Here is a 25,190-nt window from a genome sequence, read left to right as displayed (position 1 = left end):
GGCAAGTAACCTCGGTTTCTTCCGGCACGAAGCACGACCTAGTAACAACCAACCGCACTGCTGCATACGGCAAGCAACAACAGTCCAGGAGGACACAAAGTGGCGAAGGCGAAGTTCGAGCGGACGAAGCCGCACGTGAACATCGGCACCATTGGTCACGTCGACCACGGCAAGACCACGACGACGGCGGCCATCACCAAGGTTCTCGCGGATGCATTCCCCGACCTGAACGAGGCTTCGGCCTTCGATCAGATCGACAAGGCTCCCGAGGAAAAGGCTCGTGGCATCACGATCAACATCTCGCATGTTGAGTACCAGACGGAAAAGCGCCACTACGCGCACGTCGATGCACCGGGTCACGCCGACTACATCAAGAACATGATCACCGGCGCAGCTCAGATGGACGGCGCTATCCTCGTCGTCGCAGCTACCGACGGCCCGATGCCCCAGACGCGCGAGCATGTCCTGCTCGCTCGCCAGGTTGGCGTTCCTTACATCCTCGTCGCCCTGAACAAGGCCGACATGGTTGACGACGACGAGATCCTCGAGCTCGTCGAGATGGAGGTCCGCGAACTGCTGGCCGCTCAGGAATTCGACGAGGAAGCCCCCGTCATTCCGATCTCGGCACTCAAGGCACTCGAGGGTGACCCGAAGTGGACGCAGTCCATCCTCGACCTGATGGCTGCTGTCGACGAGTCCATCCCGGACCCGATTCGTGAGACCGAGAAGCCCTTCCTCATGCCCGTCGAGGACGTCTTCACGATCACCGGCCGTGGCACCGTTGTCACCGGTCGTATCGAGCGTGGCGTTGTCAACGTCAACGAAGAGGTCGAGATCGTCGGCATCAAGGAAACCTCGACCAAGACCACGGTCACGGGTATCGAGATGTTCCGCAAGCTGCTCGACTCGGGCCAGGCCGGCGACAACGTCGGACTGCTCGTTCGTGGCATCAAGCGCGAAGATGTCGAGCGTGGACAGGTTGTCGTCAAGCCGGGCACCACGACTCCCCACACGGAGTTCGAGGGCCAGGCATACATCCTGTCGAAGGACGAGGGCGGCCGCCACACCCCGTTCTTCAACAACTACCGCCCGCAGTTCTACTTCCGTACCACGGACGTTACGGGCGTCGTGACGCTGCCTGAGGGCACCGAGATGGTCATGCCCGGTGACAACACCGAGATGTCCGTCAAGCTGATCCAGCCTGTCGCCATGGACGAGGGCCTGCGCTTCGCAATTCGCGAAGGCGGCCGTACGGTCGGCGCCGGCAAGGTTGCCAAGATCATCAAGTGAGACTCTTGTCTCGCTAGCTGATTCACAGCACTGAAAAAGGCGCTCATTCCCTTCGGGGAGTGAGCGCCTTTTCTGTGTCTTCCATCGGTTGGCCTGTGATCGAGTGTTCGGTGATCGGGTGCCTGCGTGGTTCTTACTTACTTGTTGGCTTCCACCCGGTCGAGGTGCAGCAGAACCTGTACTGCGACGGTCGAGCCGTCCAGGCTGCGCCTGGTTGCGCCGGCGATACGTTCGGCCGAAGCGGTGAATCCGGCGACGTCGATCGACGGATCTGCAGTGACGACAATCGACAGCGTCGGCAGTCCGCGATCGACCGTCGCTTTGCTCTTGGTGCTCCGCACGCCGGTCAGCTGAGCGAGCTCGGCCGCTACGCCGTCTGCGACGGGTCCGAGATCCACGCTGACGTCGGTACCGGATTCGTTGTGCCGCAATGTGACTGCGCTTGTGCGGCGCCGGCGAAGGTTCAGGTACAACAGCCCGAAACCGGCGAAGACACAGAGGACGAAGGTGCCCGACAGTACCCAGTGCCACCACGGCTCCTCCGGAAGGCCGAAGAGGACCTCCCGATCGAGGCGTGACACCCAGGTTCGAATCAGCGACGCGCCCGCGTCCCACGCGATGGCGTATGCGCCCGCTGCAAGCAACGCGATTCCGACGATGAGGACGATGATCCGATCGACCACGGAGATCCAACGGTTCACGAGGCGTCCTTTCGTCGTACTACAGTTTCTCGCACGACAACCGAAAGTTGCAGTGGCCGCTGCAGTATCGCGAGATGAGGCCGAACCGCCGCGTCGACGGCTGCGGCAAGTTCAGCTCGATCGCCACCGGTCGATTCGATGTGGACCTTGACGTGTTTACGGTCGACGCTGGTGTGAGCCGAGCCGACGCCGGGAACGACCGCTGCGTGGCTACTGCACAGACGTGCAATGTCAGTCGGCCGCATCCACACCGTCGATGCGCTCGGGTTCCCGAGTGGGACATGGGTTTTCGCACGGCGTTTGATCGCCGACATTATCAGGACAACACCCGCGACAACGGCAGCGATCGCCACCGGAAGTAGCCACGGTTGCCAGTGCAGACGAGACGTCCACTCCACGGAGTTTCGGATCCAGGGTGCCGATTCGAAAGTTCCACGGTTGATGAACCATTCGCGCGAGACGACGAAGGCGAGTGCGAGTAGACCACACGCGATGATGACGGCCGAAACTGCGGCCGCCGGGTTCGCAGAGGGGACCCGCGGCGGAATCGGATCCGAGAGTGCCTGCTGTGCCGGGCCCTCCGCGATCTCGACGCCGGAAACACAGGAGTCGTCAGAACCCTCGGTTGCCGCGATCATCACGTTCATGTCGTGGAGTGGAAGCCCGGTCAGCGATTCGACGCTGCGTCCGACTTCCGTTCGCACCCGGCCGGTCAACTCGGTGACCGAACACGGCCAGGACACGGCGAGGAAGAGATTGATGGCGACGGCGTCGCTACCCATCGAGATGTCGGCTCGCGGAAGGTCGCGTCCGGTCAGGCGAGTCAAGCCACCGGACTGGCGGACCACCCCCGGGACGTTCACCGCTGCGGCCGTGGCGATCTTGGCCATCGCACGGTCCTTGATGACCAAGGAGCCGCGTAGACCAGGATCGTCCGCTGCGCTGGGATCGGACGGCTCAGCCACGGCCACGGCTTCGGAGGATCGCGCCGAGGTCGAGATGTCCGTCGCGGTGTGCTCCGATCGCCATACCGGCGGCGCCGAGCAGGACTGCGAAGACGAAACCGCTGAACCCACCCATGATTCCGGCGAGTGCGAGGAGCAGACCGACCAGCAGTCCGACGGTGGTGCTGTTCATGTCAGTTCCCTTCTCGAATGTTCGGTGCAATGTCTGTGACGGTGGCAGGCTCGGTGACTGCATTTTCGGCATCAACGGGTAGATATCCCGCTGTCGACAGGTCGCCGACGGTCACGTTCACCGGTACGTCGACCAATCTCGCCACCACCGCTCGTACGCGTTCGGCGACGCTGCGAACGTCTGCCGGATAGTGAACGGAAATGTGTACAGCACAGGAGTTTTCGTCGACGACGACGCCGGTGATGCGGCGTCCGGGGAGGTAGGTTCCCACTTCGCCGAACTGTCCTCCGTGCAGATCTGCCACTTCCGGGATGGCAAGAACCGCGTCGGCGACTACCTCGGCCGCGTCGATCTCGCGGCCGGCGTCGGCGGTACTCACTGAACCCTCGGCTTGGCTTCCGGATCGGTACTGCCGCCGCTCTCTGCATCCTCGAAGAGCATGACGTCGAAGACGGTGATGTTGACCTCGGTGACCTCGAGACCCGTCATGCTTTCCACTGCGGCAATGACGTTGCGGCGGATACCTACCGCCAGTTCGTGGAGTGCGACGCCGTACTCGGCGACAATGCCGATGTCGATGGCGGCTTGTTTCTCGCCTACCTCCACCGCCACGCCCTGGGCATGGTTGACGCGGGCGCCCGGTATGCGGTCGCGAAGTGCCCCCACCGCACGCGCTGTGCCCCCGCCGACGTCGTACACGCCGTTGATCTCGCGGGTCGCGATACCGGCGATCTTGGCGACCACGGCGTCGGCGATGATCGTCTTACCCTGGGTGCTGACTAGTTCCGCGCCACCGTCGGCGCCGAATCGGACGCTGTTCTTTTCACTGGAATCGCTGGTCATGGGGGCTCCCTGCTCATGTGTCAGTGCGTGCGTCTGAAGTACCTCCAACTGTAGTGACTGGTAGGTGACCATGCGGGATGCACCACACCTACTCCGGCATTTGGTATGGCAGAGTCGGAGGCAAATAGTGACGGCGTTCATAGTGAGCGCTGCAAGTGACGTGGGTCGGACAGGGTGGTACGTGGTGGCACGGATAGTGATCGTGGGTGCGGGTTTGTCGGGACTGCGGACCGTCGAGGAACTGCGACGAGCGGGTTTCGAAGGTGAATTGACGCTCGCGGGTGGGGAAACGCATCTGCCCTACGACAGGCCTCCGTTGTCGAAGGAAGTGATCCGCGGCGACAAGGACGAGACGACCTTGCGTCCGGCCGAGTTCTACGTCGAGAACAAGGTCGATCTCAAGCTCGGTTCGCCGGCAACCTCGGTGGACACGGTCGCCAAGTCGGTGGCGTTCGCCGACGGATCCACCCTGGACTACGACGAGTTGGTCATCGCGACCGGACTGACTCCGCGTCGCATCGCCGGCCTTCCGGAGTTGTCCGGAGTGCACGTTCTGCGCTCCATCGAGGAAGCGTTGGCCCTCCGCGCCGACCTTGCTCCCGGTAAGCGTGCGCTGATCGTCGGGGCCGGATTCATCGGCTGCGAACTGGCCGCGAGCATGAAGTCTCACGGCGTCGACGTCGTGTTGCTCGAACCCCAGCCGACGCCGCTGGCGTCGGTGCTCGGCCCCACCGTCGGCGCCCTCGTCGAACGTCTGCATCGGAACGAGGGCATCGACGTCCGAGTCGGTACGGGCTTGACCTCGTTGTCCGGCGACGGAGCGGTTGCCGCGGCGACCTTGAGCGACGGTTCGGAAATCCCGGTCGACGTGGTCGCGATCGGAGTCGGTTCGGTGCCGGTCACGGGATGGCTCGACGGTTCGGGGATCGAACTCGACAACGGAGTGCTCTGCGACGGCGTCGGCCGCACCAGCACCGAACACGTCTGGGCGGTCGGCGACGTCGCGTCCTGGCAGATCGGAGATCGACGCAGACGTGTCGAACACTGGACCAATGCTGGGGACCAGGCCAAGATCCTGGCGGGAGCGATCACCGGAACGGGTGATCCGGACGCGCCGGCGCAGGTTCCGTACTTCTGGAGCGATCAGTACGACGTCAAGATCCAGGCATTGGGGACCGTCGCACCCACGGACACCGTTCACATCGTGAAGGACGACGGCCGAAAGTTCGTCGCCTACTACGAGCGCGACGGTGTGCTGGCAGCTGTCGTCGGCGGCGGTAGCGCGGGAGCTGTGATGAAGATGCGCGCGAAGATCGCAGCCGGCACGCCCATCTCGGACGTGTTGGAGTCCACACCGGCCTGAACGGATGAGGCAGGACCGGTTCCGAGACGATAGATTTGTGCGGTGATCGTTGCACTCATCGACTCGGGACTGGGCCTGCTCCCTACCTCTGCGTGGCTCAGACGCCTGCGCCCGGATCTCGATCTTGTGCTGTCCCTCGATCCGGACGGCGCCCCCTGGGGGCCCAAGCCCGAGGAGTGGGTCGTCGACCGGGTACTCGGTGCGGTGCGCCGGAGCCTCGATCGTGGGGCTCAGGTCATCGTTCTTCCATGCAATACCGCGAGCGTCACCGCTCTCCCACACGTCCGTGAACTGGTCGGACCGGGTGTGCCGGTCATCGGAACGGTGCCCGCGATCAAGCCCGCGGCCGCCGCGTGCGATTCAGTGGCGATCTGGGCTACCGCCGCGACGACTGCCAGCCGGTACCAAGCCGATCTGATCGAACAGTTCGGCAACGGCGCCAAAGTCGTCGGGGTGCCGTGCCACGGCCTGGCCGATTCGATAGACCTCGGTGATCGTGCAGCCGCACTTGCAGCCATCGAATCCGCAGTGGCCCGGACGCCGGACGACGTCAACGGCGTTGTCCTCGGCTGCACGCACTACCCACTGCTCGCGGACGAAATCGCAGCGCGGCTACCCGCCGGCGTCACACTCTTCGACAGTGCCGAAGCCGTTGCACGACAGACCCTGCGGCGGATCGACGGGCTCGGTGACGCGGGTGAAGGATCGGGAACCGTCGAGGTTTTCGTGAGTGGTCGTCCGGGCGCGCTACCGCCCAGCGCCGAAGCCTTCGACGCCGGGCGGTTGTTGGGCGCGATCAAAGCCTGATCCAACCTGTATTCAGCCATTCATCAACGGGCAGCTACTCCGCTCTGTCAATGGGCGGCTACGCCGCTCCGTCAATGTGCGGCTACGCCGCTCCGTCAATGTGCGGCTACGCCGCTCCGTCAATGTGCGGCTACGCCGCCGTGACCCCCGTGATGCATCCGCGCACTCATCACCGGCATCGCACTCACCGCGACCACAACGGTCAGGACCCCGACCACCCAGGCCGTCCACGACGCACCGCGTAGAGCGTCGAAGCTCATGACCCAGGGTGAAATGAACATCAAGACGCCGAAAACGCCCATCGCGTAATCCGCCATGGCCATGTCCGGACGTGCCATGTGCGCCAGACCCGACAGTGCAACCAGGACACCCAGGACGACGAGTGACCACATTGCCCGATCGGTGGTGTCGAGCCACATCGGCGAGAGAGCCGCAAAGACGCCGAGAACCACCGCGACGGCATCTTGCATTCGATTCCACGACTTCATGACGAGACCTCCAAAGACGAGAGTGTGTCCACCTGTAGTACACGCCCGCGGCAGATCGAGATCAACTCTCCGCCAATTGCATTCGCGTTGCAGTTAGAGGCGATGTGGCGGCTCGAATATCAAGATTTGTGACTATTCGTCCGGATTGCCACGAGCCCGCGCGGAGCGCTGGCCGCGATATGTCCCGAGAGTGCCATGAGGGTGAGAGTGGTGAATGCGATAGCGGCGGTGATCATGGGTGGTCCTTTCACTGACTGTCCTCGAGTGTCGTCTGCCGACCTGTGGCCGAGCAGGGCACACGGTGTGAGGACGCTGAGAGAATCGAAGAGTCCGCACAGACGACCCGTGAGAAGGTTCTGGGGTGACGCAATCGAGTGCCCAGGACGTGATCGAACAGTTGGCCGACCTCGCGGATCCCGCGGATGCCGTCCAGCTACAGAAGTTCTTCAAGACAGCGCCGGGGGAGTACGGAGAGGGTGACGTCTTCATCGGCGTGCGAGTACCGAAGACGCGTTCGGTGGTGAAGAAGCATGTCGGTCTCGAGTTGCCTCAGGTACGCCTCCTTCTCGACAGCGACGTCCACGAGCATCGCTTGGCCGGTCTGTTGATCCTTGTTGCTCGATTCGAAAAGGTCAGTCGCCCAAAATTTTTCGACGACGAGAGTCGCTCCCGCATCGCCGACTTCTATCTCAGCGCTGTCGAGGACGGGCGGGTGAACAATTGGGATCTCGTGGATTCGTCCGCCGGACAGATCCTCGGCGGCTGGCTGTACGACCGAGATCGCCGGCTGATCTTCGAGCTTTCCGATTCGGGTGACCTGTGGCGACGACGGGTGGCGCTGCTGACGACGTACGGATTCATCACTCGCGGCGACGGGTCGACCACGCTCGAGCTTGCCGCGCAGGTGCTGGGTGATCGACGAGACCTGACCCAGAAAGCGATGGGCTGGATGCTCCGCGAGGTGGGCAAGCGGGTGGACCGGGATTTGTTGACCGGTTTCCTCGCGACGAATGCAGCAGACATGGGACGCACGGCACTGAGCTACGCGTGCGAACACCTGACCGCAGACGAGCGAGCGCACTTCCGGGCGGCCCGCTAGCGAAGTACCGCTCGGTAGGTTGTGGGACGATTCTCGGTATGCCCGCCACCCGTGTCGAGGCGTCTCGAATTGTGACGATCGGTTCACTGATCGCTGCCGGCGTCGCAGCTCTGTGTTATCTCGTGTACTCCGTTCGAGCCGTCGAACCCGTTGATTTTCTCGTCTACCGCTACGCTGCCCAGGCGTTCGCAGCGGGATCGAACATCTACGAGGGCAATCTGTCCGGCCCGTTGATCGTCGACGAGGGTATGCCGTTCACCTACACCCCATTCGCGGTGATCTTCCTCTGGCCGACTGTCCTCTTCGACTGGTGGACTGCCTATCTGCTGTGGTCGGGATTGTGCATCGCGGCGTTGGTGTGGACGGTTGCGAGGTTCACTCCCGCTCGCGTCCCCAAGCGGCCGCTCGTCATGGCGGCATTGGTCCTGGCCGTGTCGGTGACCCCCATCGTCAGTGCGCACATCTCATTCGGCCAGGTGAACTTGGTGCTGATGGTGCTCGTACTGCTCGACGTGACTCGCCGAGAGGATTCGAGATTCGGCCGGTGGTTTCCGCGAGGACTGCTGATCGGCGTCGCGGCCGCGATCAAGCTGACTCCGGCTCTCTTCATCGTCTACTTCGTCGTCACGAAGCAGTGGCGACTCGCGATCTGGAGTTCGATCGGATTTGCCGCGGCGACCGCCGTCGCAGCAGTGGTGGACCCGGCCGTCAGCTGGACCTTCTGGTCGGACGTCGTCTGGAACCTCAGCGACCGGGTGGATTTGAGCGGGCAGGCGATCGCGAGTGCCGGCAACAGTTCGCTGCAGGGCGGACTTGCCGCGCTGGGCCCATGGACAGCGTCTCTGGCGATGCCGTCGACCGTGCTGTGCGCGGGGGTAGCGCTATGGATCGCCCGAGATGTCTATCGCGTCGGGCGAGCGGTCGATGCGGCGTTGGTGATCGGATTGAGCGCGCCGATTCTTTCGCCGATCAGCTGGATTCACCACTGGGTGTATCTCGTGCCTGCTGCCGTCACGGTTCTCTTTCGGCTTCGATCGCCGCTGCAGTTCGGTGCGGCCGCTCTGGGGTTGGCCATCGTCTACTGCGGGCCGAGTATGGGACAGCAGTTCATCGAGACGTCACCGCTCCTGCTGCCGTTCGGGTTGGTCCTTCGTGAGGGTTTCCTGATCGTGACCCTCGTACTGATTCTTGCCCTGTGGCGGTTGCCCACAACGGCGCCTGCGTGGGTTTCGCGGCGGGACTCGGGAGACTCCGAACATGACGAAGCCCCCGATTCCGCAGGGAATCAGGGGCCGTCATGCATCGAAGCAGGGTTCAGAACTCGATCTTCAGGTGATCGGTGATCGGCTTCGCCTGGCAACCGAGGATGTAGCCGTTCGCCACGTCCTCGGCGTCGAGGATTTCGGAGTTGTCCATCTGAACTTCGCCTTCGGTGACGGTGCAGGCACACGACCCGCACTCGCCTTCCTGGCAGGAGTACGGCACGTCGAGGCCCTTGGCGAGCATGATGTCGACGAGCGTCTGCTTGCGCGGCCAGACGAGGGTGTGGGTTTCACCGTCCAGTTCGACCTCGACGGTTGCGGCGTCGGCTGCTTCCTCGTCGGAGACCTCGGCTACCTCGACGTCACGGAACGGGTCACCCGCGAGTGAATTGAAGACCTCGGCGTGAACCTGCGTGCGGGGCATGCCGGCCTCTGCCAGTGCCTTGTGGACGGCGTCCATGAAGGGGCCTGGACCGCACATGAAGGCCTCGTACGCGACAAATGGCTTGGCCAGTGTCGCCAACTGTGAGACGGCGGGGAGTCCCTGCACGGTTTCGATCCAGTGGACAACGGTGAGGCGGCCGGGGTGTTGCGCTGCCAATTCGCGAAGTTCGGCGCCGAAGATGACGGACTTCTCGTCGCGATTCGCGTAGATCAGCACGACGTTGCCGCTGCCCTGCGTGAGGGCGGACTTGAGGATCGAGATCACCGGAGTGATACCGCTGCCTGCACCGAAGAGCAGGAAGTCGTGATCGAGCGACTTGGGCGTGAAGACACCTGACGGCGGCAGCACTTCGATGGTGTCGCCGACCTGGAGCTTGTCGCACAACCAGTTGGAGCCGTAGCCGTCGACGGTTCGCTTGACGGTCACCTTGGGGGCGTCGTCGGTGAAGGGTGAACTGGCCAGCGAGTAGCAGCGTGCGACCGAGCCGGTCTGATCACTCGGGATGCGCAGGGTCAGGAATTGACCTGGCTTGTAGTCGAACTTGTCCTTCAGTTCTGCGGGAATCTCGAACACCAGCGACCGGGCGTCGGAAGTCTCTTCGATGACTCCGGACACGGTGAGTACCGCCGATCGCGAGCTGTGCGGTACCTCGACTGTCGTCATCGCGAAGCTAGTCCTCTCGTGAAGCTGGGTAAAGCGCAGGTCAGTGAAGTGCAACATCTAGAACGTGTTCTAGTTCAATGTTAGCAGTGATGAAAAGCTACTGGGGATCGTAGTCGCCGAGCAACACGTTCCCGATCAGCGGGAACCATGGCGGTCTGATCCAGCCGTCCTGGCAGTCCGGGGTGGCGTCGACCTGCCCGAACGGGCGGTTCGTGAGCGGCGTCCGGGCGGTTGAGCTGCCGAAGTCTGTGCACGGGCTGTTTGTCGGTACACAGTGGGAACCAGGTGAGACGCCGGTCACAAAGATTCGGCTCGAATCCCTCCCGCAGTCACATTCGTGCACATCCCTGAGGAGATACCGATGGCTATCGAGCTCAACCAGATCTGGGACTTTCCCATCAAGGAGTTCCACCCCTTCCCTCGCGCCCTGATGGGTGTGGGCGCTCACGACATCATCGGGGTGGAGGCCAAGAACCTCGGCTTCAAGCGCACCCTTCTGATGACGACCGGTCTGCGCGGTTCGGGCATCATCGAGGAACTCGTCGGCAAGATCGAGTACCAGGGTGTCGAGGTCGTGCTCTACGACAAGGTCGAGTCGAATCCCAAGGACTACAACGTCATGGAGGCCGCGGCTCTCTACCAGAAGGAGAAGTGCGACTCGATCATCTCGATCGGCGGTGGTTCGAGCCACGACGCCGCCAAGGGCGCTCGCGTCGTGATCGCACACGACGGTCGCAACATCAACGAGTTCGAGGGCTTCGCCAAGTCCACCAACAAGGAGAACCCGCCCCATATCGCCGTATCCACCACGGCCGGAACGGGTTCCGAGACTTCGTGGGCGTACGTCATCACCGACACGTCGGACATGAACAACCCGCACAAGTGGGTGGGCTTCGACGAGGCGACCATCGTCACCCTGGCGATCGACGATCCGCTGCTCTACTACACCTGCCCTCAGCATTTCACCGCGTACTGCGGCTTCGACGTACTCGCGCACGGCAGTGAGCCTTTCGTGTCTCGTCTCGATTTCGCGCCTTCGCTCGGTAACGCGATCTACTCGGTCGAGTTGGTCGCGAAGAACCTGCGCGAGGCCGTCTTCGAGCCGCGCAACCTCAAGGCCCGCGAGGGAATGATGAACGCGCAGTACATTGCCGGGCAGGCCTTCAACTCCGGTGGCCTCGGCATCGTTCACTCGATCTCGCACGCGGTCAGTGCCTTCTTCGACAGCCACCACGGTCTGAACAACGCCATCGCGTTGCCGCGTGTGTGGGAGTACAACCTGCCTTCGCGCTACGAGCGCTACGCCCAGTTGGCCGGCGCACTCGGTGTCGACACTCGCAACCTCACCACGGTTCAGGCCGCAGATGCTGCCGTCGAGGCTGCCATCCGTCTGGCCAAGGACGTCGGTATCCCCGACAACTTCGGTCAGGTTCGCACCGACTCGTACGCGAAGAACCAGATGAACACCAAGAAGTACGAGGGCCGTGGTGATGTCATCAAGGGTGACGAGAAGACTGTGCGCGCCATCTCCGAGCACATTCAGGACGACTGGTGCACCCCGGGCAATCCCCGTGAGGTCACCGTGGAGTCGATGATCCCGGTTGTCGATCACGCGATCAACAAGTCGTACTTCTAGCAGGGCCTTCGGCCCCGTGTGCCTTTTTGGTAGCCCGCACTACCAAAAAGGCGCACATGGGCTGTGCCCCTATCGAAAGGTATTCCATGTCCGGTCGCAGTTTCTCCAGCGGAATCGAAGTGAAAGATGCTCTGCGAGAGCAGGACTACATTGCCGATGACGAGTTCGCGGTAGTCGTTCATCTGGCGACGGCGCTGGGGCGTCCGCTCCTGCTCGAAGGTCCGGCCGGTGTCGGCAAGACGGAACTGGCGAAGTCTCTGGCTGCGATCGGGGGCCGCAAACTGGTGCGATTGCAGTGCTACGAAGGGCTGGACGACAATCGCGCCCTGTACGAATGGGACTACGCGAAGCAACTCCTGCACGTGCAGATGCTCCGCGACCGGATCAGCGATCAGGTTTCCGAATTCGACAGCGTCGCCGAAGCGTCCAAGTTTCTGGCCGAACAGGATTTCGGTTTGTACTCCGAGAACTTCCTGTCCGTACGACCGCTGCTCGAAGCAATCCTCTCACCCGATCCGGTAGTGCTTCTGGTCGACGAGGTAGACCGCACCGAGGAGTCGATGGAAGCACTGCTCCTCGAGATTCTCGCCGAACAGCAGATCACCATTCCCGAGGTCGGTACGTTCGTTGCCCGCTCGCAGCCCTGGGTCATCCTGACGTCCAACGACACCCGCGAGCTCTCACCCGCGCTCAAGCGTCGTTGTCTGCATTACCATCTCGGCTATCCGACATCGGAGCGTGAACGCGAGATCGTCACGGCCCGAGCGCCTGAGGTGGATACGGCTACGGCCACCGAGGTCGTCGAATTGGCTCGCATCCTGCGTGACCTCCCGCTGCGCAAGAGTCCGTCCATCTCGGAGGTCATCGACGCGGCCAGAGCGGCAACAGTGCTCGCGGCCGGCGGATTCGACACCGCTTCCGACGCCAAGGTGCGCGACATCCTGCTCACGGCGTTGCTCAAGTACTCGTCCGATGTGACGCTGGCCAAGGAACGATTCGACGGAAAGCGTTTCGAATCACCGTCGCGTGACGGTGGCGAGCCGATCGAGCGGTCCACAGTGGCAAGCAAACCCGCCAACACGACGACGGCCGTGTTCCGGGGCACGGGTGGACGTGACCCTCATCAACAGGGAATCCGCGGCGGCAGCGGAATCCGTTCGACGCGATGACGACGCTCGGTGGCCTTGCCGTGTGGCAACCGTCCTTTGTTCTCGACGTGGTGTCCGCGAGTTTCGGCCGATTGCTGAGGGCGGCCGGAGTTTCCGCGTCACCGGCCGAGGTCATCGAGGTTCGGCGTGTTCTCGCGATGGTCGGCGCTTCGGATCGTGAGACGTTGCGAGCATGTCTTCGGGCAGTGTGCGCCAAGTACTCTCACGAGCAGGCCGGTTTCGATCGGGCGTTCGACGCGCTGTTCCGGCCGGCCGCAGGCAAAGCGCACGGCGAGCGGATGGGTTCGCGCGCCGAGGTGGCGGACGGTCTGCCCACCGCGCTGGGGATCGACGAGGATCAAGAAGTTGGTCGGTACGCCGAGTACAACGAGCGTGCGGCCGAGGTCGGCGACTACTTCGACACTCCGGAAGCGGAGAAGGGCTTCAACCCGCACAAGGACGACGACGATGTGTCGATGACGTCGAGCGATGCCGAACTGTCGGTCGATACCGGTTCGGAGACCGGTCGACGCGGAGTCAGTTACACGGTCGACGTGGACCGTGCCGCATCGGCGGTGGTCGGTGACCTGAGCACCAGTGTTGCTGCAGCAGTGGTCGGCTCGCTGTCCTGGGACGATCCGACGTCGATCCTCGCCTGGTTGGATGCCTACGACCCGAGCAAAGCGTATGCAGATGTCTCCGACGACGGGCCGTTGACGCAAGCACAATTGAACCGGCTCGTCGAGGCGGTCGAAGCGTTCGTGCAAGCACTCTCGGCAGCTGCACTCGCCGAAACCGCTCCCGATGCGCCCGACAGTGAATCTGCCGCGGGCGCAACGCACAACGACATCGAACTCGCGTGCCACGAAGTGCTTCGGCGGATGAGAGGACCGTCCAGACCTCGGCCCCGTGAGCGCTCTCGTGGGCATCTCGACATGCGGCGCACGGTGCGTTCGAGCCTGCGCACCGACGGGATACCCTTCCATCTCGTCGTGAAAGCTCCTCGCCCCGATCGTGTTCGACTACTTCTCATCGCCGACGTGTCGCTGTCCGTGCGCCCCATCACCGCGTTCACTCTGCGCTTGGCTCAGGCAATGCATCGCCGAGCAGATCGTTGTGAAGTCCTCGCCTTCGTCGATCGTCCGGTCGACGTGACCGACACCCTTCTCGCCAGTAGTGGTGACGGCGCACTGGCCGCGGTACTCGCGCACCCGGGTCTGGATCTGGAAGCCAGCAGCGATTACGGGCGGGTGCTCACAGAATTGTTGGACGAGCACGGAAACACCTTGAACTCACGGACGTCTGTCATCATCGTGGGCGACGGTCGGTGCAACGGGTTGCCCCCGCAGGCGGACAAGCTCGAGGAACTCCGCCGAAAGGTCCACCGTCTGGCCTGGATCACGCCTGAACCACAGCGTTACTGGAACCAGGCATCGTGCGCGATGCCGGAGTATTCGGAGATCTGCGACGAGGTTGTTGTTGCCCGAGATGCCGCGCAACTGATGGCAAAGGCCGCCGAGCTGGGGCACGCACTTCGCTGATGTCAGTGCACTTCACCGATGTCACTGCGCGATCTGTCGTGAACTAGTTTGATCTCATGTCCGAAATCAGGGGATCGATCTGGCGACCGATCGCGGCGCTGACAGTGCTCGGCGCCGTGTGTGGGGTTGTGGCGCTCGGCGTGTTTCAGTGGTGGTGGAAGTCGTTGGCGTCACCGCACATTCTCACCGGAGGATCCTATCGGGAGCCGTTTTCCCAACCGACATACACCGGACCCATATTCATGGACCTCTTTCCGGCAGAACCTGCCCCGTGGTTGTACTCGGGACTGGTCCTCGGACCGACGGCGGTCGGCTTGCTCGCCGGGATCGTGTTCGTGGTGTTCGTCCGGTGTAATCGTGCGCAGAACCGCACGATTACACCGGACGAATCATCAGAGCGCTAGCAACGCGCGCGAGCGCAGGCGAGGGTCTGCCAACGGACGTAGCGCCAAGCGCAGCAGGACCAAGACGTTGTCGTCGCCGGCAATCCTGTTGACTTTCAACGTATTGCACTCGATACACTGATGAACGAGCATCCATTCACCGTCTTGACGGACCGACAGGCACAGCGCCGCCATGGCACCTCGGCACTGTTGTGCTCGGTCGCCCGGAACGCGACCGTCCACGTGGCGGCTGGCCAGACAGTTCGGGCAGTGGTTCCGATGAGCGGTACCCGGCGCCGCAGTGGAGATGTCCAAACGGCATGTGAGACAACGGAAGCTCGATCCTTGTTCTCCGCCGATTCCGTGCAGCACGTGCTTGGCCCGTTGCGGTGCCCGCCGCGCGCGGGTGCTGGGATTCCTACGTGGCATCTGATTCCCCCTCACAAGTCGCCGAAGGCTTCGAGCGGGAAGGGCGGTTGCGCGAGCGGCCGCACTGCCATTCTCATCAACAACAACTGGTTGTCGTCTCGGCTGACGGGGTTGGAGGTGAGCTCGAGGCACTGTGCGCAGCGGTGGATGATCATCCAATCGCCACTGCGCAGTACTGCGATCGAAATGGGAGCCATCCGCATTCCGCAGTCCGACGGTCCACCTTCCACCTGGTCGAACAGGTGTCGGGAATGCAGGCAACTGGGGCAGTGGTTTCGGCGATCACCATCGGGGCCGTACGTCATGACTGTGAGTCCGCACTGAATGCACGAGAAGGTGTCGGTTTTCGAGATGGAATTGTGTGATTGAGGCACTGGAGAACTCCTAGCTGAGTGAACAAAGCAGTAGGAGCAGGCCGAGGGGGCCTCGCGGCTGTCAGTCCGACGTTTCGAGGATCAGCATGTGACCCTCGAGGTTGCCGGCAGTGCAGGGGCGAGAGGCGCGCTCGGCGCGGGCTGGGTCATAAACACCTTCTGAATCGGTTCTACGGGCCACTCTGGCCGCAACCGAAAGTACAGCGGGACCTTCTCGCCGCGCCATTCATTTTCCCGAGACGCCTTACCTGCCCGAACGGGTAGGTAAGCGCCTCTCCTTCGGTGGGTGTGCCCCGACTGCTGTCCGCGTAGGCTCGGGGCCAGCGATTGTAAGGTGGATCACACCAGTTTGTGTACGTGGGAGTTGATGCGCTGAGAGCGACGGATGCGAAATCCCGACCGGAGATCTCAGAGCAGCGAGAGGAGAGTGGGGTCGTGTCCGTGGCATACCCGGATGCTGTGAACCACGGTGTTCATCGCCGCGGCACTGCTGCTCGACTGGTCAAATTTCACGCCCCCGAGATCGTCTTCGGTATCGGTTCCCTGGTCGAGGCAGCACACGCGACTCTGAGGTTCGGCGGGTTCCGACCATTCCTGGTCACCGATCCCGGTCTGATCGACGCGGGATGGGTCAGCGAACTCGAAGACCATCTCACGGAGCAGGGATTGACGGCGACGGTGTGGTCAGGGCTGACGCCCAATCCCAAGGACTTCGAGATCGCGGCCGGTTTCGAGGTGTACCAGGAAGGCGAGTGTGACGTCATCATCGCGCTCGGCGGCGGTTCGGTCATCGACGCGGCTAAGGGTGTAGCCGTCCTCGCTGCCAACGGTGGCAACATACTCGACTACGAGGGGGTAGATCAGGCGACCAAACCGATCCCGCCGTTGGTGATGGTTCCCACCACGTCCGGCACGGGCGCGGACGTGTCGCAGTTCTGCATCGTCACGGACACGACCCGCGGCACCAAGATCACCATCATCGGCCGGGCGCTGGTTCCAGATGTGACGGTCATCGATCCGCGGTTGCTCACGACGATGCCCGAGTGGCTCAATGCGGCAACAGGATTGGACGCATTGACGCACGGAATCGAAGCCTTCGTCTCACTGGCGCACAATCCGTTGACCGATCATCACGCGCTCCGCGCTGTCGGCCTCGTGACCGAGAATCTGGTGCACACGATCCAGGACCCGATGGAGATGGAAGCTCGATCGGTGATGGCGCAGGCGAGCCTCGAGGCCGGGTTGGCGTTCACCAACGCGATACTCGGAGCCGCGCACGCCATGAGCCATCAGGTGGGCGGCATGCTCGACCTTCCGCACGGCGTCATCAACGGAATTCTCTTGCCCCACGTCATCCGGTTCAATTCCACCACGGACGCCGCCCCCTTTGTCGCCATCGCTGCGGCACTGAGTCTTCCCGAGCAACGCGGCACCCCGGAGGAAGCAGCGCTGGCGGTGGCCGACCGGGTCGAGCGTCTCGCCCGGGAGGTCGGTGTGCCGAAGGGGCTGGGGGAGTTGGGTGTTCGCGAGGAAGACCTGAGTAGGCTCGCCAGCTTCGCGTTGCTCGACGCCTGCATGTCCACCAATCCCAGGGAAGCGACGCAGGAACAGATGGTGGCGTTGTTCCGAGGTGCCTTGTGAAGATGGACGCTGTGAAGAGGGCCGCTGTGAATTGGTGCAGGCGATGACCGCGGACCTGTCCCGGCTCACCGGATTACGATCGGGTAAGAGTTCGTTCTACCCGCAGTATCGCGGTGCGGCCGAGCGCCTCGAACGCGTCGTGCATGCCTTGGAGTTGATCTCGCGGGCTTTGGTGCGCACCGTCGAGGGGCCGGAAACCCTCGTCTGCGCGGTCGCGGAAGCTGCCCGTGCGCATCTGAGTGCCAACTGGATAGTCTTCGCCTTGGCTGACGGAACTTTGCCCGACGCCGGACCACGGCGACTGGTTCTCGGCCCGGACGCCACCCCTTTTCTGGTCGACAATGTGGAGGGGCCGCCACTTCCGGAGGATGTCGTCGAATGCCTCGACGACATCCGGTACGGAAGAATCGAATCCAACTCGGTGATCGACGCGCACTACGCGTTTGTGCCGATCGTGCTCGGTGGCGGCGTGGTAGGTGCCTTTGCAGCCTGGACGCCGGCCAACCGAACCCTCGACACGACGGACGGAGCCGTGCTCAGCATTCTGGCCAGCCAGACTGCTGTGGCTCTGCAGAATTCGGCGCTCTATCAGCGCGGACAACTACTGCTCGAGCGTGCCGAAGATGCGTATGCGGAGGCCAATCGTACTGCAGCCGACCTTGCGGTGCGCAACAGCGAATTGGAGTCCACTCAGCGTCAACTCGGAGTGGCGCACCGGCACCAAGTGGTCGACGACGAACGTCACCGGATCGCCCGCGAACTGCACGACAGTGTGACACAGGCGGTGTTGTCGGCGGGCATGCAGATCGAGGTCTGCCGGAGCGACATCCCGGAGGCTGAACGCAGTGAAAGACTGGACTTGGCAAAGGATTTGACCAGGAGGGCGGTCGAGCAGCTTCGTTCGGCGATCTATGCGCTCAATCATTCGTCGGACGCGGACCGGACGTCGTTGCCCGAGATGCTCGAGCAACTCGGCGTGGTTCACATGCCGGACGAGTTGGCGGTGAGCGTTCGCGTCGGCGGTACCCCGACCGAACTTCCGGGCGATGCCGAACACGCTCTTCTCCGGATCGCGGGGGAAGCTCTCTTCAATGCAGCGGTCCATGCTCACGCGAATCGGGCGGTGCTTCGTCTGACCTATCGGGCGGACTCCGTGTTGCTGTCGGTCTCCGACGACGGTGACGGCGACCCTGCGCGAATGCGTCTGATCCTCAAACTCGCAGCCACCAACGACGTCGACGGCCGCCATCGCGGTCTCGCGAACATGCAGGCGCGAACACTCGAGTTGGGTGGTGCGCTCGAAGTACGGCGCGCGCGGATCGGTGGGATTCAGATTCTCGTGCGACTACCACTGCCGTTCGACTCGGGCATGGAAAACCTTTGCTCCACCACTGAAATCGAGAGCGAGGAATCATGACCACTGCGCGTCCCGTCATCACCCGCGGAGCATCGCCGGTTCAGGGATTGGTTCGAATCGTCCTGGTCGACGACCATGCAATTCTGCGGCAAGGGCTCCGCTCGGTTCTCGAGCGCGAAAGCGATCTCGAGATCGTGGGGGAGGCTTCGTCCCTCGCCGAGGCACTCGCCGTGGTCGACAAGGTCGGCCCGGACATCGTCCTGATGGATCTCAAACTCTCCGCCAGTTCCGACTACGAGGGACTGACCCTGTGTGGCCAGCTGTCCTCGGCGCATCCCGGCCTCGGACTGTTGGTTCTCACCACGTTTCTCGACGATCAACTGGTGGTGCGAGCGGTGCACGCGGGTGCTCGCGGCTATGTCGTCAAAGACGTCGACACCACCGAATTGGTGCGTGCGATCAGGGCGGTCTCGCGGGGTGAGAGTGCGTTCGATTCGCGCAGCGCGTCAGCTGTCGTGCGATCGCTCAACGGGCAGTCGTCGTCGAAAGAACGATTGACCGATCGCGAACTCGAAGTGCTCAGACTCCTCGCAAACGGCTTGTCCAACATCAAGATCGGTGAGAGATTGTTCATCTCACCGACCACCGTCAAGTTTCACGTCAGCAACATCATGCGCAAACTCGAGGTGAGCCGTCGAGCAGAGGCCGTCTATGCCGCGAGTAAGCAAGGTCTGATCTAGCTCTGCTCGGAGACCGTCCAGGCGCGCAGCGCTTGATGCTGTAGGAGGAGCACGCTCGAACGAGTTGTGCGCAGAGTCGACGCGGTCATCTCGGCAGTCAGACCCACTGCGATTCGTAGTACCAGAACCTCACGTTGGTCGTCGGTCAGGCGACGCGGGCGTTTGAATTGTCCGTCGATGTTGCGTGACTGGGGAATTGACGCAATTCGTCGAGAGGCCAACTCGTACGCGAAGGTCTCGATGCGTGTGTCGGCCGAGATCGTGTCGGACATTCGTGTGACGACGTCCAGGGTGCATTGGTGGGCGAGATCGTCGGCGAATGTCGCGACGGGCGTCCCGAGGAGTCTGGCGCGATAGTAGAGAACGACGCGAGGGTGCAACCGGGCCAGTAGTTTCGACAGTGCATGGTGATCACCGGCGAATGCCTCGGCGGCGGTGCGATTCAGGGAAATCGATCGTTCACAGGTTTCGGGTGAAGCGGTACGCGCGAAGGGTGGAGTCGGTGAAGTGTTCGCGCCCCTGATCGACAGCTTCATCAGCAACTCCTCGATTACACCGCACCTGACCATGCTGGAACGAGAATTGAGGTACCCCGCCGAAATTGCGGGTAAACCTGAAGTTACCTGCCAGGTGTCCGGTCTTTTCGCCGGGAGCGCCAGTCCGCGAGCATTCGCGGCATTTCCGCGGCCATGAAGTCGAAGAAGTCGCGCAGATCTGCCATACGATCGCCGGCGGTTGTTCCTTCACCGAGGACTCGTATGCCCTCGTCCGCAACTGCCGAGACCTGGTAGAGCGAGGACTGTTTCGTGACAAACGCGTCGGCCCACATGTCGACGCTGACGCAGTAGTGCTGACGCCGCGATCCGGGGACGGCCACACGCTCGATCAATCCGACTTGCTGGAGGTATCGGACGGCTCCGGAAATGGCGGCGGGGCTCACTCCCAACCGAGATCCGAGATCTCCTGGCGTGGACGAGGGTGTCTCGCTGGTCATCAACGCGGCCCAGACGCGGGCGGGCATCGGCGGAAAACCCATGTCGCTCAGTACGAGTGAGAGTCGCTCGACATAGTGTCGGCTCTCGTCCGGTGCAACGGTGTGGCTGGTGTCGGTCATCGGAACCCTTCGATCTTTCCGTCTTTTCTATCTTCACACATTTGTGAAATCGGCGTACGGTCAAATTCATGGGTGCGGCAATTTCAGTGAAAAGCCTCGTCAAGACCTTCGGTACCACCCGCGCGCTGGACGGCCTCGACCTCGACGTCTCGACGGGTGAAGTGCACGGATTCCTGGGGCCGAACGGTTCCGGAAAGTCCACCACTATTCGGGTGCTCCTCGGCCTGCTCCGCTCGGACTCCGGAGACGCAACCGTTCTCGGCGGCGATCCGTGGCGAGACGCTGTTACTTTGCATCGACGTCTCGCCTATGTGCCTGGCGACGTGAATCTGTGGCCCAACCTCACCGGCGGTGAGGCTATCGATCTGTTGGCGGGCCTGCGCGGTGGCTTGGACCGAAAACGCCGCAGCGAGTTGCTCGATCGCTTCGAATTGGACCCGACCAAGAAGGCGCGTACGTACTCGAAAGGTAACCGGCAGAAGGTTGCACTCGTGGCCGCGTTCTCGTCCGACGTCGACCTTTACGTCCTCGACGAACCCACATCGGGGCTCGACCCGTTGATGGAGGCGGTATTCCAGGACTGCGTCGAGGAGGTGGCTCACGCCGGAAAGACGGTACTGCTGTCGAGCCATATCCTCGCCGAGGTCGAAGCGCTGTGCGATCGTGTGAGCATCATCCGCGACGGGCGGACGGTGGAAGAGGGAACACTGTCCGAACTCAGGCATCTCACGCGCACGTCCGTCGCGGCGGAGACGCAGCGTCCGATCGGTGGACTCGACGGACTCGGCGGTGTCCACGACGCGGTGATCGACGGTAACCACGTCACCTGCGAAGTCGACAGCGCGCAACTCGGACCACTCATGACGTACTTGGTCGGATTCGGAATCGTGGCGCTCACTTCCACTCCGCCGACTCTCGAAGAACTTTTCTTGCGGCATTACGGTGACGAACGGGCCAGGGAGACTTCGGTACACCTGCGAGCCGAGACCGGAGTACGGCCGTGACCGTTGTTGTCGAGGCCGCTCCACCGGTACCGGCCTCGGCAAGTCAATTCACCGGCACACGCCGACTGGTTCGGCTGGCTTTGCGGCGGGACCGAATTCAGCTCTCCGTGTGGGTTATCTCCATCGTCTTGTTCATGCTGCTGGTTGTCGCCAGTGTGACCGGGCTGTACTCGACACCCGAGGAATTACGAAACATCGCAGTCAGTTCCGCGGTATCGCCGGTCGCGCTGGCGACCAACGGGATCGTGTCCGGTGATTCGCAGGGCGCGATAGTCGCCAGTCAGTCGGTGCTCGTGTTCGCGTTGGTGGCCGCATTGATGAGCACCCTTGCGGTGGTTCGCCATACGCGACAGAACGAGGAGACCGGCCGAGCCGAGATGATCGGTGCAGCGGTGGTAGGTCGACGAGCGCTCCTGACCTCCGCACTGATCGTAACGGTCGGTGCGAACGTCGTTCTTGCACTGGGAATTGCACTGGGATCGATCGCCGTCGGTTTGCCTGTCGTCGGTTCGTTCGCGTTGGGCGCCTCGATAGGTGGGACCGGAATCGCGTTTGCCGGAGTGGCAGCCGTGACGGCGCAGATCACCGACGGTGCTCGTACGGCCAACGGCCTGGCGGGTGCCGCGATCGGCGTTGCGTTCATGCTGCGCGCGATCGGCGACGTGAACAGTACGGTCGTCGACGACGGAACTCGCGTGGTCAGTGGCTGGTTGTCGTGGCTCTCGCCGATCGGATGGGCACAACAGATCAGACCTTTCGACGACGACGCCTGGTGGATCCTGTTGTTGCTGATCGGATTCGCGGCTGTGCACGTGGTGGTGGCTTTTGTTCTCATCGGCCATCGCGATCAGGGAGCGGGACTCGTTCAGCCCCGTCCCGGCCCGCCAGTCGCGGCATCGTGGCTACCGTCGGCCTGGGGCCTGGCGTGGCGCATGCAGCGAATGACGATGTTCTGGTGGATCTTTGCCGTTGTCATACTCGGGTTCGCGTACGGCGCTGTGGGCAACGAGATCGACGCGATGGTGGGATCGTCGCAGCAGACCGCGGAGATGTTCGAGAAACTTGGCGGCGGCGGATCGGATCTGGTGGATTCCTACTTGGCCACTGCTTTGGGGCTCACGTCGATAGTCATCGCGGCGTATTCGGTCCAGAGTCTTCTCCGGATGCGGGGCGAGGAAACTTCGGGACGGCTCGAACCGTTGCTGGCAACGTCTTTGTCGCGGTGGAGGTGGATGCTTTCCCACCTGGGTGTGGTTGTGGGCGGCGTGATCCTCGCGCACGTCTTGATGGGTGCCTTCACCGGATTTGCCTTCGGGCTCGTCACGGACGACATCGGCGGCAACACACTTCGCATGACTGGCGCCGCGTTGGCCTATCTGCCTGCGGTGCTCGTAGTCGTGGGGTTGGTGTCGTTGGCTTTCGGACTGTTTCCGACGTACGCGTCGGCGCTCTCCTGGGGAATCTTGGCGGCATGCATCGTGCTCGGGCAACTCGGCACGTTGCTGAAGCTTCCGCAGGTAGTGCTGGATCTGTCGCCCTACACTCACGTGCCGGGTGCCCCTGCCGAGCCGGTGACAGTTCTGCCACTGCTGGCAATGATCGTTGTGGCAGTGGTGCTTTCGACAGCATCGCTTGTTGCGTTCCGTCGTCGCGACCTCCAGGTGTAGGAGAGCTGAAACTCAACTTAGAATTCGACGAAGCTGGCGAGCCCGAGCAGCAAGTCGTCCGGTCGAGTCGAATAGTTCGGATTCGTCAACACAGAGAGTGTCCGTCGCCCAGGCAGTCCCGTGGCGTAGGCGATACCACGGTGACAGCGTTCGGGGATCTGCCGTGAGGTGCTCCGGGGTGAAATGCGCGGTGAACTCGATGGTCGGTATGGCCACGGGCATCGTCAGTGTCGCGAACAGTCCGGGCGGAAGCGCGTCGAGAAGGACCGCGGCGCGCTCTTGGGCCGTGAAATCGAGGTCTGTGAGCAGGCGGATCCAGACGTCGAATTCAGGGGAGTCGCCACCGGCGAACGGCCTCGCGGAATTGATCGGCCGGATGTCGAGGTGCTGGGCGAACGGCACAAAATCCACCGGGATCTCCAGCGGCGGCAGGGTTGACGGGTCGACCGGAGCCGGTTCGGCGACAGGGGCGGACATTGTTGTAGCTCCTATGTCGCGGGCCAACCGAACGAGAGCGGATCCCGAACCGGTCAGCGTGACGTGGCAACTGACGGTCCGCCCGCCCCGCATCTCGCCGACAGTCAACTCGGCCGGCCCAGGAGGAACGGGGCGGTCCAGATGCGCCGTGACTGCCAGCGGTTCGGCTCCGGACGCGTCGGCCGCCACCCGCAGCATCCGTGCAATTGCGAGTCCGCCCTGGATGCCGTCGAAACTCCGCCAACTGGAGTCGAATTCGGTGTGATGACGCGCTGCGTCGGTCGACGGCGCGGCCGCCACTGATGCCTGACTAGTAATTGCCATAGTCAGCACCCTAGATGCTGACTATGGCTATGGCAAGCTAGGGTCTATTCGGGAGTGCTGGACGACCCACCGAAGAGCATGTAGATGAGGATCTGAAGAATGCCGAGAGGATTGATCTCGCCGAGGCTGCTCATGTGTGAGGAACTCCTGATTGCAGGGATGGGTATTGTTGCGTCGCAACGTCACTGAAAGTACGGCAATTCGGACAGTGTGGTGCGAAATTTACCGATAATTCACTGTCCGCGAGTCGAGCGGCAGTGCAGGTAGGCGTCAGTGACCACGTCGAGAACGCGATTGCCGTGTGCATCGACCAATTTCGCTGTGATGGTCACCAATCCTCGCGCGCGATTGTCGAACACGACGTTGTCGACGGTGACCTTTCCGCTCAGGGTGTCACCGGGGCGAAGCGGACGGAGGAAGCTCACGTCGCGCATGGTTTTCCCGGCGATCACGTTCCACTGGTCGTAGAGACTGGCGACCACCAACTTCTGGCAGATCGACAGGGTGTGCAGCCCGCTGGCGATCAACCCGCCGAAGACGCCGGACTCGGCGGCTTCCTTGTCGACGTGAAACCACTGGGGATCCCACTGAGTTGCGAACTCGACGATTTCCTCTTCGGTCACCGAATACGAACCCAATGGGATCACTTGGCCGATCTCGAGATCCTCGGCGAACACTGCGCGTTTGTGAAGGGCGGCCGAATCGTTCATGGTTGTGAAAATCTCCTGCGTGTTCCGGGTGTACTCGGAACATACTCTCGCAGTGTGTTCGAGTCGGTCTCCGGTGTCGTCGGGCAATGCAGGGTCACTAGAATCGCGACATGGTCGACGACGCGAAAATCGAGCCGAGGGCGCTGGTAGGAAAGTGGCACTTCGAGCGGGACATCGTCGACCGCCTTTCCGGTTCCACCAAGCATGTATTCGGCGAGACCACTATCTCCGACGCCGGTGACGGTCTGATGCGCTGGTACGAGAGCGGCACGCTGCGTGACGGCGACCTGGAATTACCCGTGTTCCGAACTCTGTTCATTGCCGAGCGCGGCCTCGAGTGGGCCGTGACATTCGAAGACGGCAGAGAGTTCCACGACTGGGCGCCGGGGGAGGAAGTCGAGCACCTGTGCGGTGCGGATACCTACCGCGGGCGAATCGACGTCACTGCCGGAGATCGATCGACCTGGACTGTCGTCTGGACCGTGACGGGGCCGAGCAAGGACTACACGATGACCACGCATCTCACCCGGCCCTGATCACATCGCTC

The 25,190-nt window shown here is 62.6% G+C and carries 28 protein-coding genes; 15 read left to right on the top strand and 13 right to left on the bottom strand.

Translation table 11 applies throughout. The features are described from left to right. Window positions 1-99: 99 nt before the first annotated feature. The gene (gene tuf, locus G9U53_RS28295; protein ID WP_003941926.1) at window positions 100-1,290 is read left to right on the top strand and encodes an elongation factor Tu; all 1,191 of its coding nucleotides are present in this window, start codon (window positions 100-102) and stop codon (window positions 1,288-1,290) included. A 137-nt stretch (window positions 1,291-1,427) separates the two neighbouring features. On the opposite strand, the gene G9U53_RS28290 is transcribed toward tuf, so the two are convergent. From G9U53_RS28290 to G9U53_RS28270, 5 genes are read right to left on the bottom strand one after another with little or no spacing between them, the layout of a single operon-like run. Next, window positions 1,428-1,991: a hypothetical protein gene (locus G9U53_RS28290; protein ID WP_042921019.1), complete on the bottom strand. Its 564-nt coding sequence runs from the start codon at window positions 1,989-1,991 to the stop codon at window positions 1,428-1,430. Beyond that, a complete protein-coding gene (locus tag G9U53_RS28285) occupies window positions 1,988-2,956 on the bottom strand; it encodes a DUF6286 domain-containing Asp23/Gls24 family envelope stress response protein (protein WP_232330009.1) in 969 nt (322 codons plus the stop codon). The genes G9U53_RS28290 and G9U53_RS28285 overlap by 4 nt, the downstream gene beginning before the upstream one ends. Beyond that, window positions 2,949-3,128: a hypothetical protein gene (locus G9U53_RS28280; RefSeq protein WP_003942043.1), complete on the bottom strand. Its 180-nt coding sequence runs from the start codon at window positions 3,126-3,128 to the stop codon at window positions 2,949-2,951. The genes G9U53_RS28285 and G9U53_RS28280 overlap by 8 nt, the downstream gene beginning before the upstream one ends. A 1-nt stretch (window position 3,129) precedes the next feature. Further along, on the bottom strand, window positions 3,130-3,507 hold the full coding sequence (locus G9U53_RS28275; protein ID WP_042453130.1) for a hypothetical protein: 378 nt from the start codon (window positions 3,505-3,507) through the stop codon (window positions 3,130-3,132). Next, complete coding sequence (locus tag G9U53_RS28270) at window positions 3,504-3,971, bottom strand: Asp23/Gls24 family envelope stress response protein (protein ID WP_003941912.1); 468 nt, start codon at window positions 3,969-3,971, stop codon at window positions 3,504-3,506. Before G9U53_RS28270 ends, G9U53_RS28275 begins: the two co-directional genes overlap by 4 nt. A 184-nt stretch (window positions 3,972-4,155) precedes the next feature. On the opposite strand from G9U53_RS28270, the gene G9U53_RS28265 reads away from it, so the two are divergent. Both G9U53_RS28265 and G9U53_RS28260 read left to right on the top strand, forming a co-directional pair. Next, entirely contained in the window at window positions 4,156-5,334 is a 1,179-nt protein-coding gene (locus G9U53_RS28265) for an FAD-dependent oxidoreductase (RefSeq protein ID WP_347570838.1), read from the top strand. Between the two features lie 42 nt (window positions 5,335-5,376). Further along, the gene (locus G9U53_RS28260; protein WP_042921015.1) at window positions 5,377-6,141 is read left to right on the top strand and encodes an aspartate/glutamate racemase family protein; all 765 of its coding nucleotides are present in this window, start codon (window positions 5,377-5,379) and stop codon (window positions 6,139-6,141) included. Between the two features lie 119 nt (window positions 6,142-6,260). Here G9U53_RS28260 and G9U53_RS28255 read toward each other — a convergent pair whose 3' ends face one another. After that, window positions 6,261-6,629: an SPW repeat protein gene (locus G9U53_RS28255; protein WP_003941901.1), complete on the bottom strand. Its 369-nt coding sequence runs from the start codon at window positions 6,627-6,629 to the stop codon at window positions 6,261-6,263. A gap of 361 nt (window positions 6,630-6,990) precedes the next feature. Between G9U53_RS28255 and G9U53_RS28250 the strand changes: the two genes are divergently transcribed. Next, complete coding sequence (locus G9U53_RS28250) at window positions 6,991-7,728, top strand: DNA alkylation repair protein (RefSeq protein WP_165639669.1); 738 nt, start codon at window positions 6,991-6,993, stop codon at window positions 7,726-7,728. A 38-nt stretch (window positions 7,729-7,766) separates the two neighbouring features. Then, window positions 7,767-9,071, top strand: coding sequence for a glycosyltransferase 87 family protein (locus G9U53_RS28245; RefSeq protein ID WP_165639668.1), 1,305 nt, complete (start codon window positions 7,767-7,769; stop codon window positions 9,069-9,071). Here G9U53_RS28245 and G9U53_RS28240 read toward each other — a convergent pair. Further along, entirely contained in the window at window positions 9,043-10,098 is a 1,056-nt protein-coding gene (locus tag G9U53_RS28240; protein WP_003941851.1) for a ferredoxin--NADP reductase, read from the bottom strand. The genes G9U53_RS28245 and G9U53_RS28240 overlap by 29 nt on opposite strands. Window positions 10,099-10,459: 361 nt before the next feature. Here G9U53_RS28240 and mdo point away from each other — a divergent pair, with 361 nt between their 5' ends. The 4 genes from mdo (at window position 10,460) to G9U53_RS28215 (ending at window position 14,827) form a co-directional block, all read left to right on the top strand. Further along, window positions 10,460-11,734, top strand: a complete 1,275-nt coding sequence (mdo, locus tag G9U53_RS28230) for an NDMA-dependent methanol dehydrogenase (RefSeq protein ID WP_003942095.1) — start codon at window positions 10,460-10,462, stop codon at window positions 11,732-11,734. Between the two features lie 86 nt (window positions 11,735-11,820). Beyond that, window positions 11,821-12,903 carry a MoxR family ATPase gene (locus G9U53_RS28225; protein ID WP_165639667.1) on the top strand — a complete coding sequence of 361 codons (1,083 nt, stop codon included), beginning with the start codon at window positions 11,821-11,823 and terminating at the stop codon, window positions 12,901-12,903. After that, a complete protein-coding gene (locus tag G9U53_RS28220; RefSeq protein ID WP_042921003.1) occupies window positions 12,900-14,423 on the top strand; it encodes a VWA domain-containing protein in 1,524 nt (507 codons plus the stop codon). The genes G9U53_RS28225 and G9U53_RS28220 overlap by 4 nt, the downstream gene beginning before the upstream one ends. 56 nt (window positions 14,424-14,479) lie before the next feature. Beyond that, on the top strand, window positions 14,480-14,827 hold the full coding sequence (locus G9U53_RS28215; protein ID WP_165639666.1) for a hypothetical protein: 348 nt from the start codon (window positions 14,480-14,482) through the stop codon (window positions 14,825-14,827). Here G9U53_RS28215 and G9U53_RS28210 read toward each other — a convergent pair. Continuing rightward, a complete protein-coding gene (locus tag G9U53_RS28210; protein WP_058038126.1) occupies window positions 14,816-15,235 on the bottom strand; it encodes an RNHCP domain-containing protein in 420 nt (139 codons plus the stop codon). The two genes, G9U53_RS28215 and G9U53_RS28210, sit on opposite strands and share 12 nt — an antisense overlap. Window positions 15,236-15,246: 11 nt before the next feature. Next, a complete protein-coding gene (locus G9U53_RS28205; protein WP_003941922.1) occupies window positions 15,247-15,609 on the bottom strand; it encodes an RNHCP domain-containing protein in 363 nt (120 codons plus the stop codon). 435 nt (window positions 15,610-16,044) lie between these two features. Between G9U53_RS28205 and G9U53_RS28200 the strand changes: the two genes are divergently transcribed. Genes G9U53_RS28200 through G9U53_RS28190 form a run of 3 tightly spaced genes read left to right on the top strand, consistent with a single transcriptional unit; the run spans window position 16,045 to window position 19,347 of the window. After that, the gene (locus tag G9U53_RS28200; protein ID WP_003942060.1) at window positions 16,045-17,250 is read left to right on the top strand and encodes an iron-containing alcohol dehydrogenase; all 1,206 of its coding nucleotides are present in this window, start codon (window positions 16,045-16,047) and stop codon (window positions 17,248-17,250) included. Between the two features lie 43 nt (window positions 17,251-17,293). Continuing rightward, window positions 17,294-18,667 carry a GAF domain-containing sensor histidine kinase gene (locus G9U53_RS28195; RefSeq protein WP_003941844.1) on the top strand — a complete coding sequence of 458 codons (1,374 nt, stop codon included), beginning with the start codon at window positions 17,294-17,296 and terminating at the stop codon, window positions 18,665-18,667. Beyond that, the gene (locus G9U53_RS28190; protein WP_003942005.1) at window positions 18,664-19,347 is read left to right on the top strand and encodes a response regulator transcription factor; all 684 of its coding nucleotides are present in this window, start codon (window positions 18,664-18,666) and stop codon (window positions 19,345-19,347) included. Before G9U53_RS28195 ends, G9U53_RS28190 begins: the two co-directional genes overlap by 4 nt. Here G9U53_RS28190 and G9U53_RS28185 read toward each other — a convergent pair. Both G9U53_RS28185 and G9U53_RS28180 read right to left on the bottom strand, forming a co-directional pair. Further along, the gene (locus tag G9U53_RS28185; protein WP_007728324.1) at window positions 19,344-19,883 is read right to left on the bottom strand and encodes a hypothetical protein; all 540 of its coding nucleotides are present in this window, start codon (window positions 19,881-19,883) and stop codon (window positions 19,344-19,346) included. The genes G9U53_RS28190 and G9U53_RS28185 overlap by 4 nt on opposite strands. An 83-nt stretch (window positions 19,884-19,966) precedes the next feature. Next, complete coding sequence (locus G9U53_RS28180) at window positions 19,967-20,461, bottom strand: helix-turn-helix domain-containing protein (protein WP_007728322.1); 495 nt, start codon at window positions 20,459-20,461, stop codon at window positions 19,967-19,969. A gap of 68 nt (window positions 20,462-20,529) precedes the next feature. On the opposite strand from G9U53_RS28180, the gene G9U53_RS28175 reads away from it, so the two are divergent. Beyond that, a complete protein-coding gene (locus G9U53_RS28175; RefSeq protein ID WP_003942009.1) occupies window positions 20,530-21,465 on the top strand; it encodes an ABC transporter ATP-binding protein in 936 nt (311 codons plus the stop codon). Continuing rightward, a complete protein-coding gene (locus G9U53_RS28170) occupies window positions 21,462-23,132 on the top strand; it encodes a hypothetical protein (protein WP_063314736.1) in 1,671 nt (556 codons plus the stop codon). The genes G9U53_RS28175 and G9U53_RS28170 overlap by 4 nt, the downstream gene beginning before the upstream one ends. Before the next feature lie 12 nt (window positions 23,133-23,144). On the opposite strand, the gene G9U53_RS28165 is transcribed toward G9U53_RS28170, so the two are convergent. Together G9U53_RS28165 and G9U53_RS28160 are read right to left on the bottom strand one after the other, a co-directional pair. After that, a complete protein-coding gene (locus G9U53_RS28165) occupies window positions 23,145-23,933 on the bottom strand; it encodes a thioesterase family protein (protein WP_118606303.1) in 789 nt (262 codons plus the stop codon). Between the two features lie 233 nt (window positions 23,934-24,166). Then, window positions 24,167-24,643: a MaoC/PaaZ C-terminal domain-containing protein gene (locus G9U53_RS28160; protein WP_007728315.1), complete on the bottom strand. Its 477-nt coding sequence runs from the start codon at window positions 24,641-24,643 to the stop codon at window positions 24,167-24,169. Window positions 24,644-24,753: 110 nt separating this feature from the next. Here G9U53_RS28160 and G9U53_RS28155 point away from each other — a divergent pair, with 110 nt between their 5' ends. After that, a complete protein-coding gene (locus tag G9U53_RS28155; RefSeq protein ID WP_058038124.1) occupies window positions 24,754-25,179 on the top strand; it encodes a DUF6314 family protein in 426 nt (141 codons plus the stop codon). Window positions 25,180-25,190: the final 11 nt, after the last annotated feature.

The sequence above is a fragment of the Rhodococcus sp. D-46 genome (genome assembly GCF_011290655.1).
GTDB lineage: Bacteria > Actinomycetota > Actinomycetes > Mycobacteriales > Mycobacteriaceae > Rhodococcus_F > Rhodococcus_F qingshengii.
The sequence above is the reverse complement of the archived record's forward strand: the minus strand, read 5'-3'. Positions and strand labels throughout refer to the sequence as shown.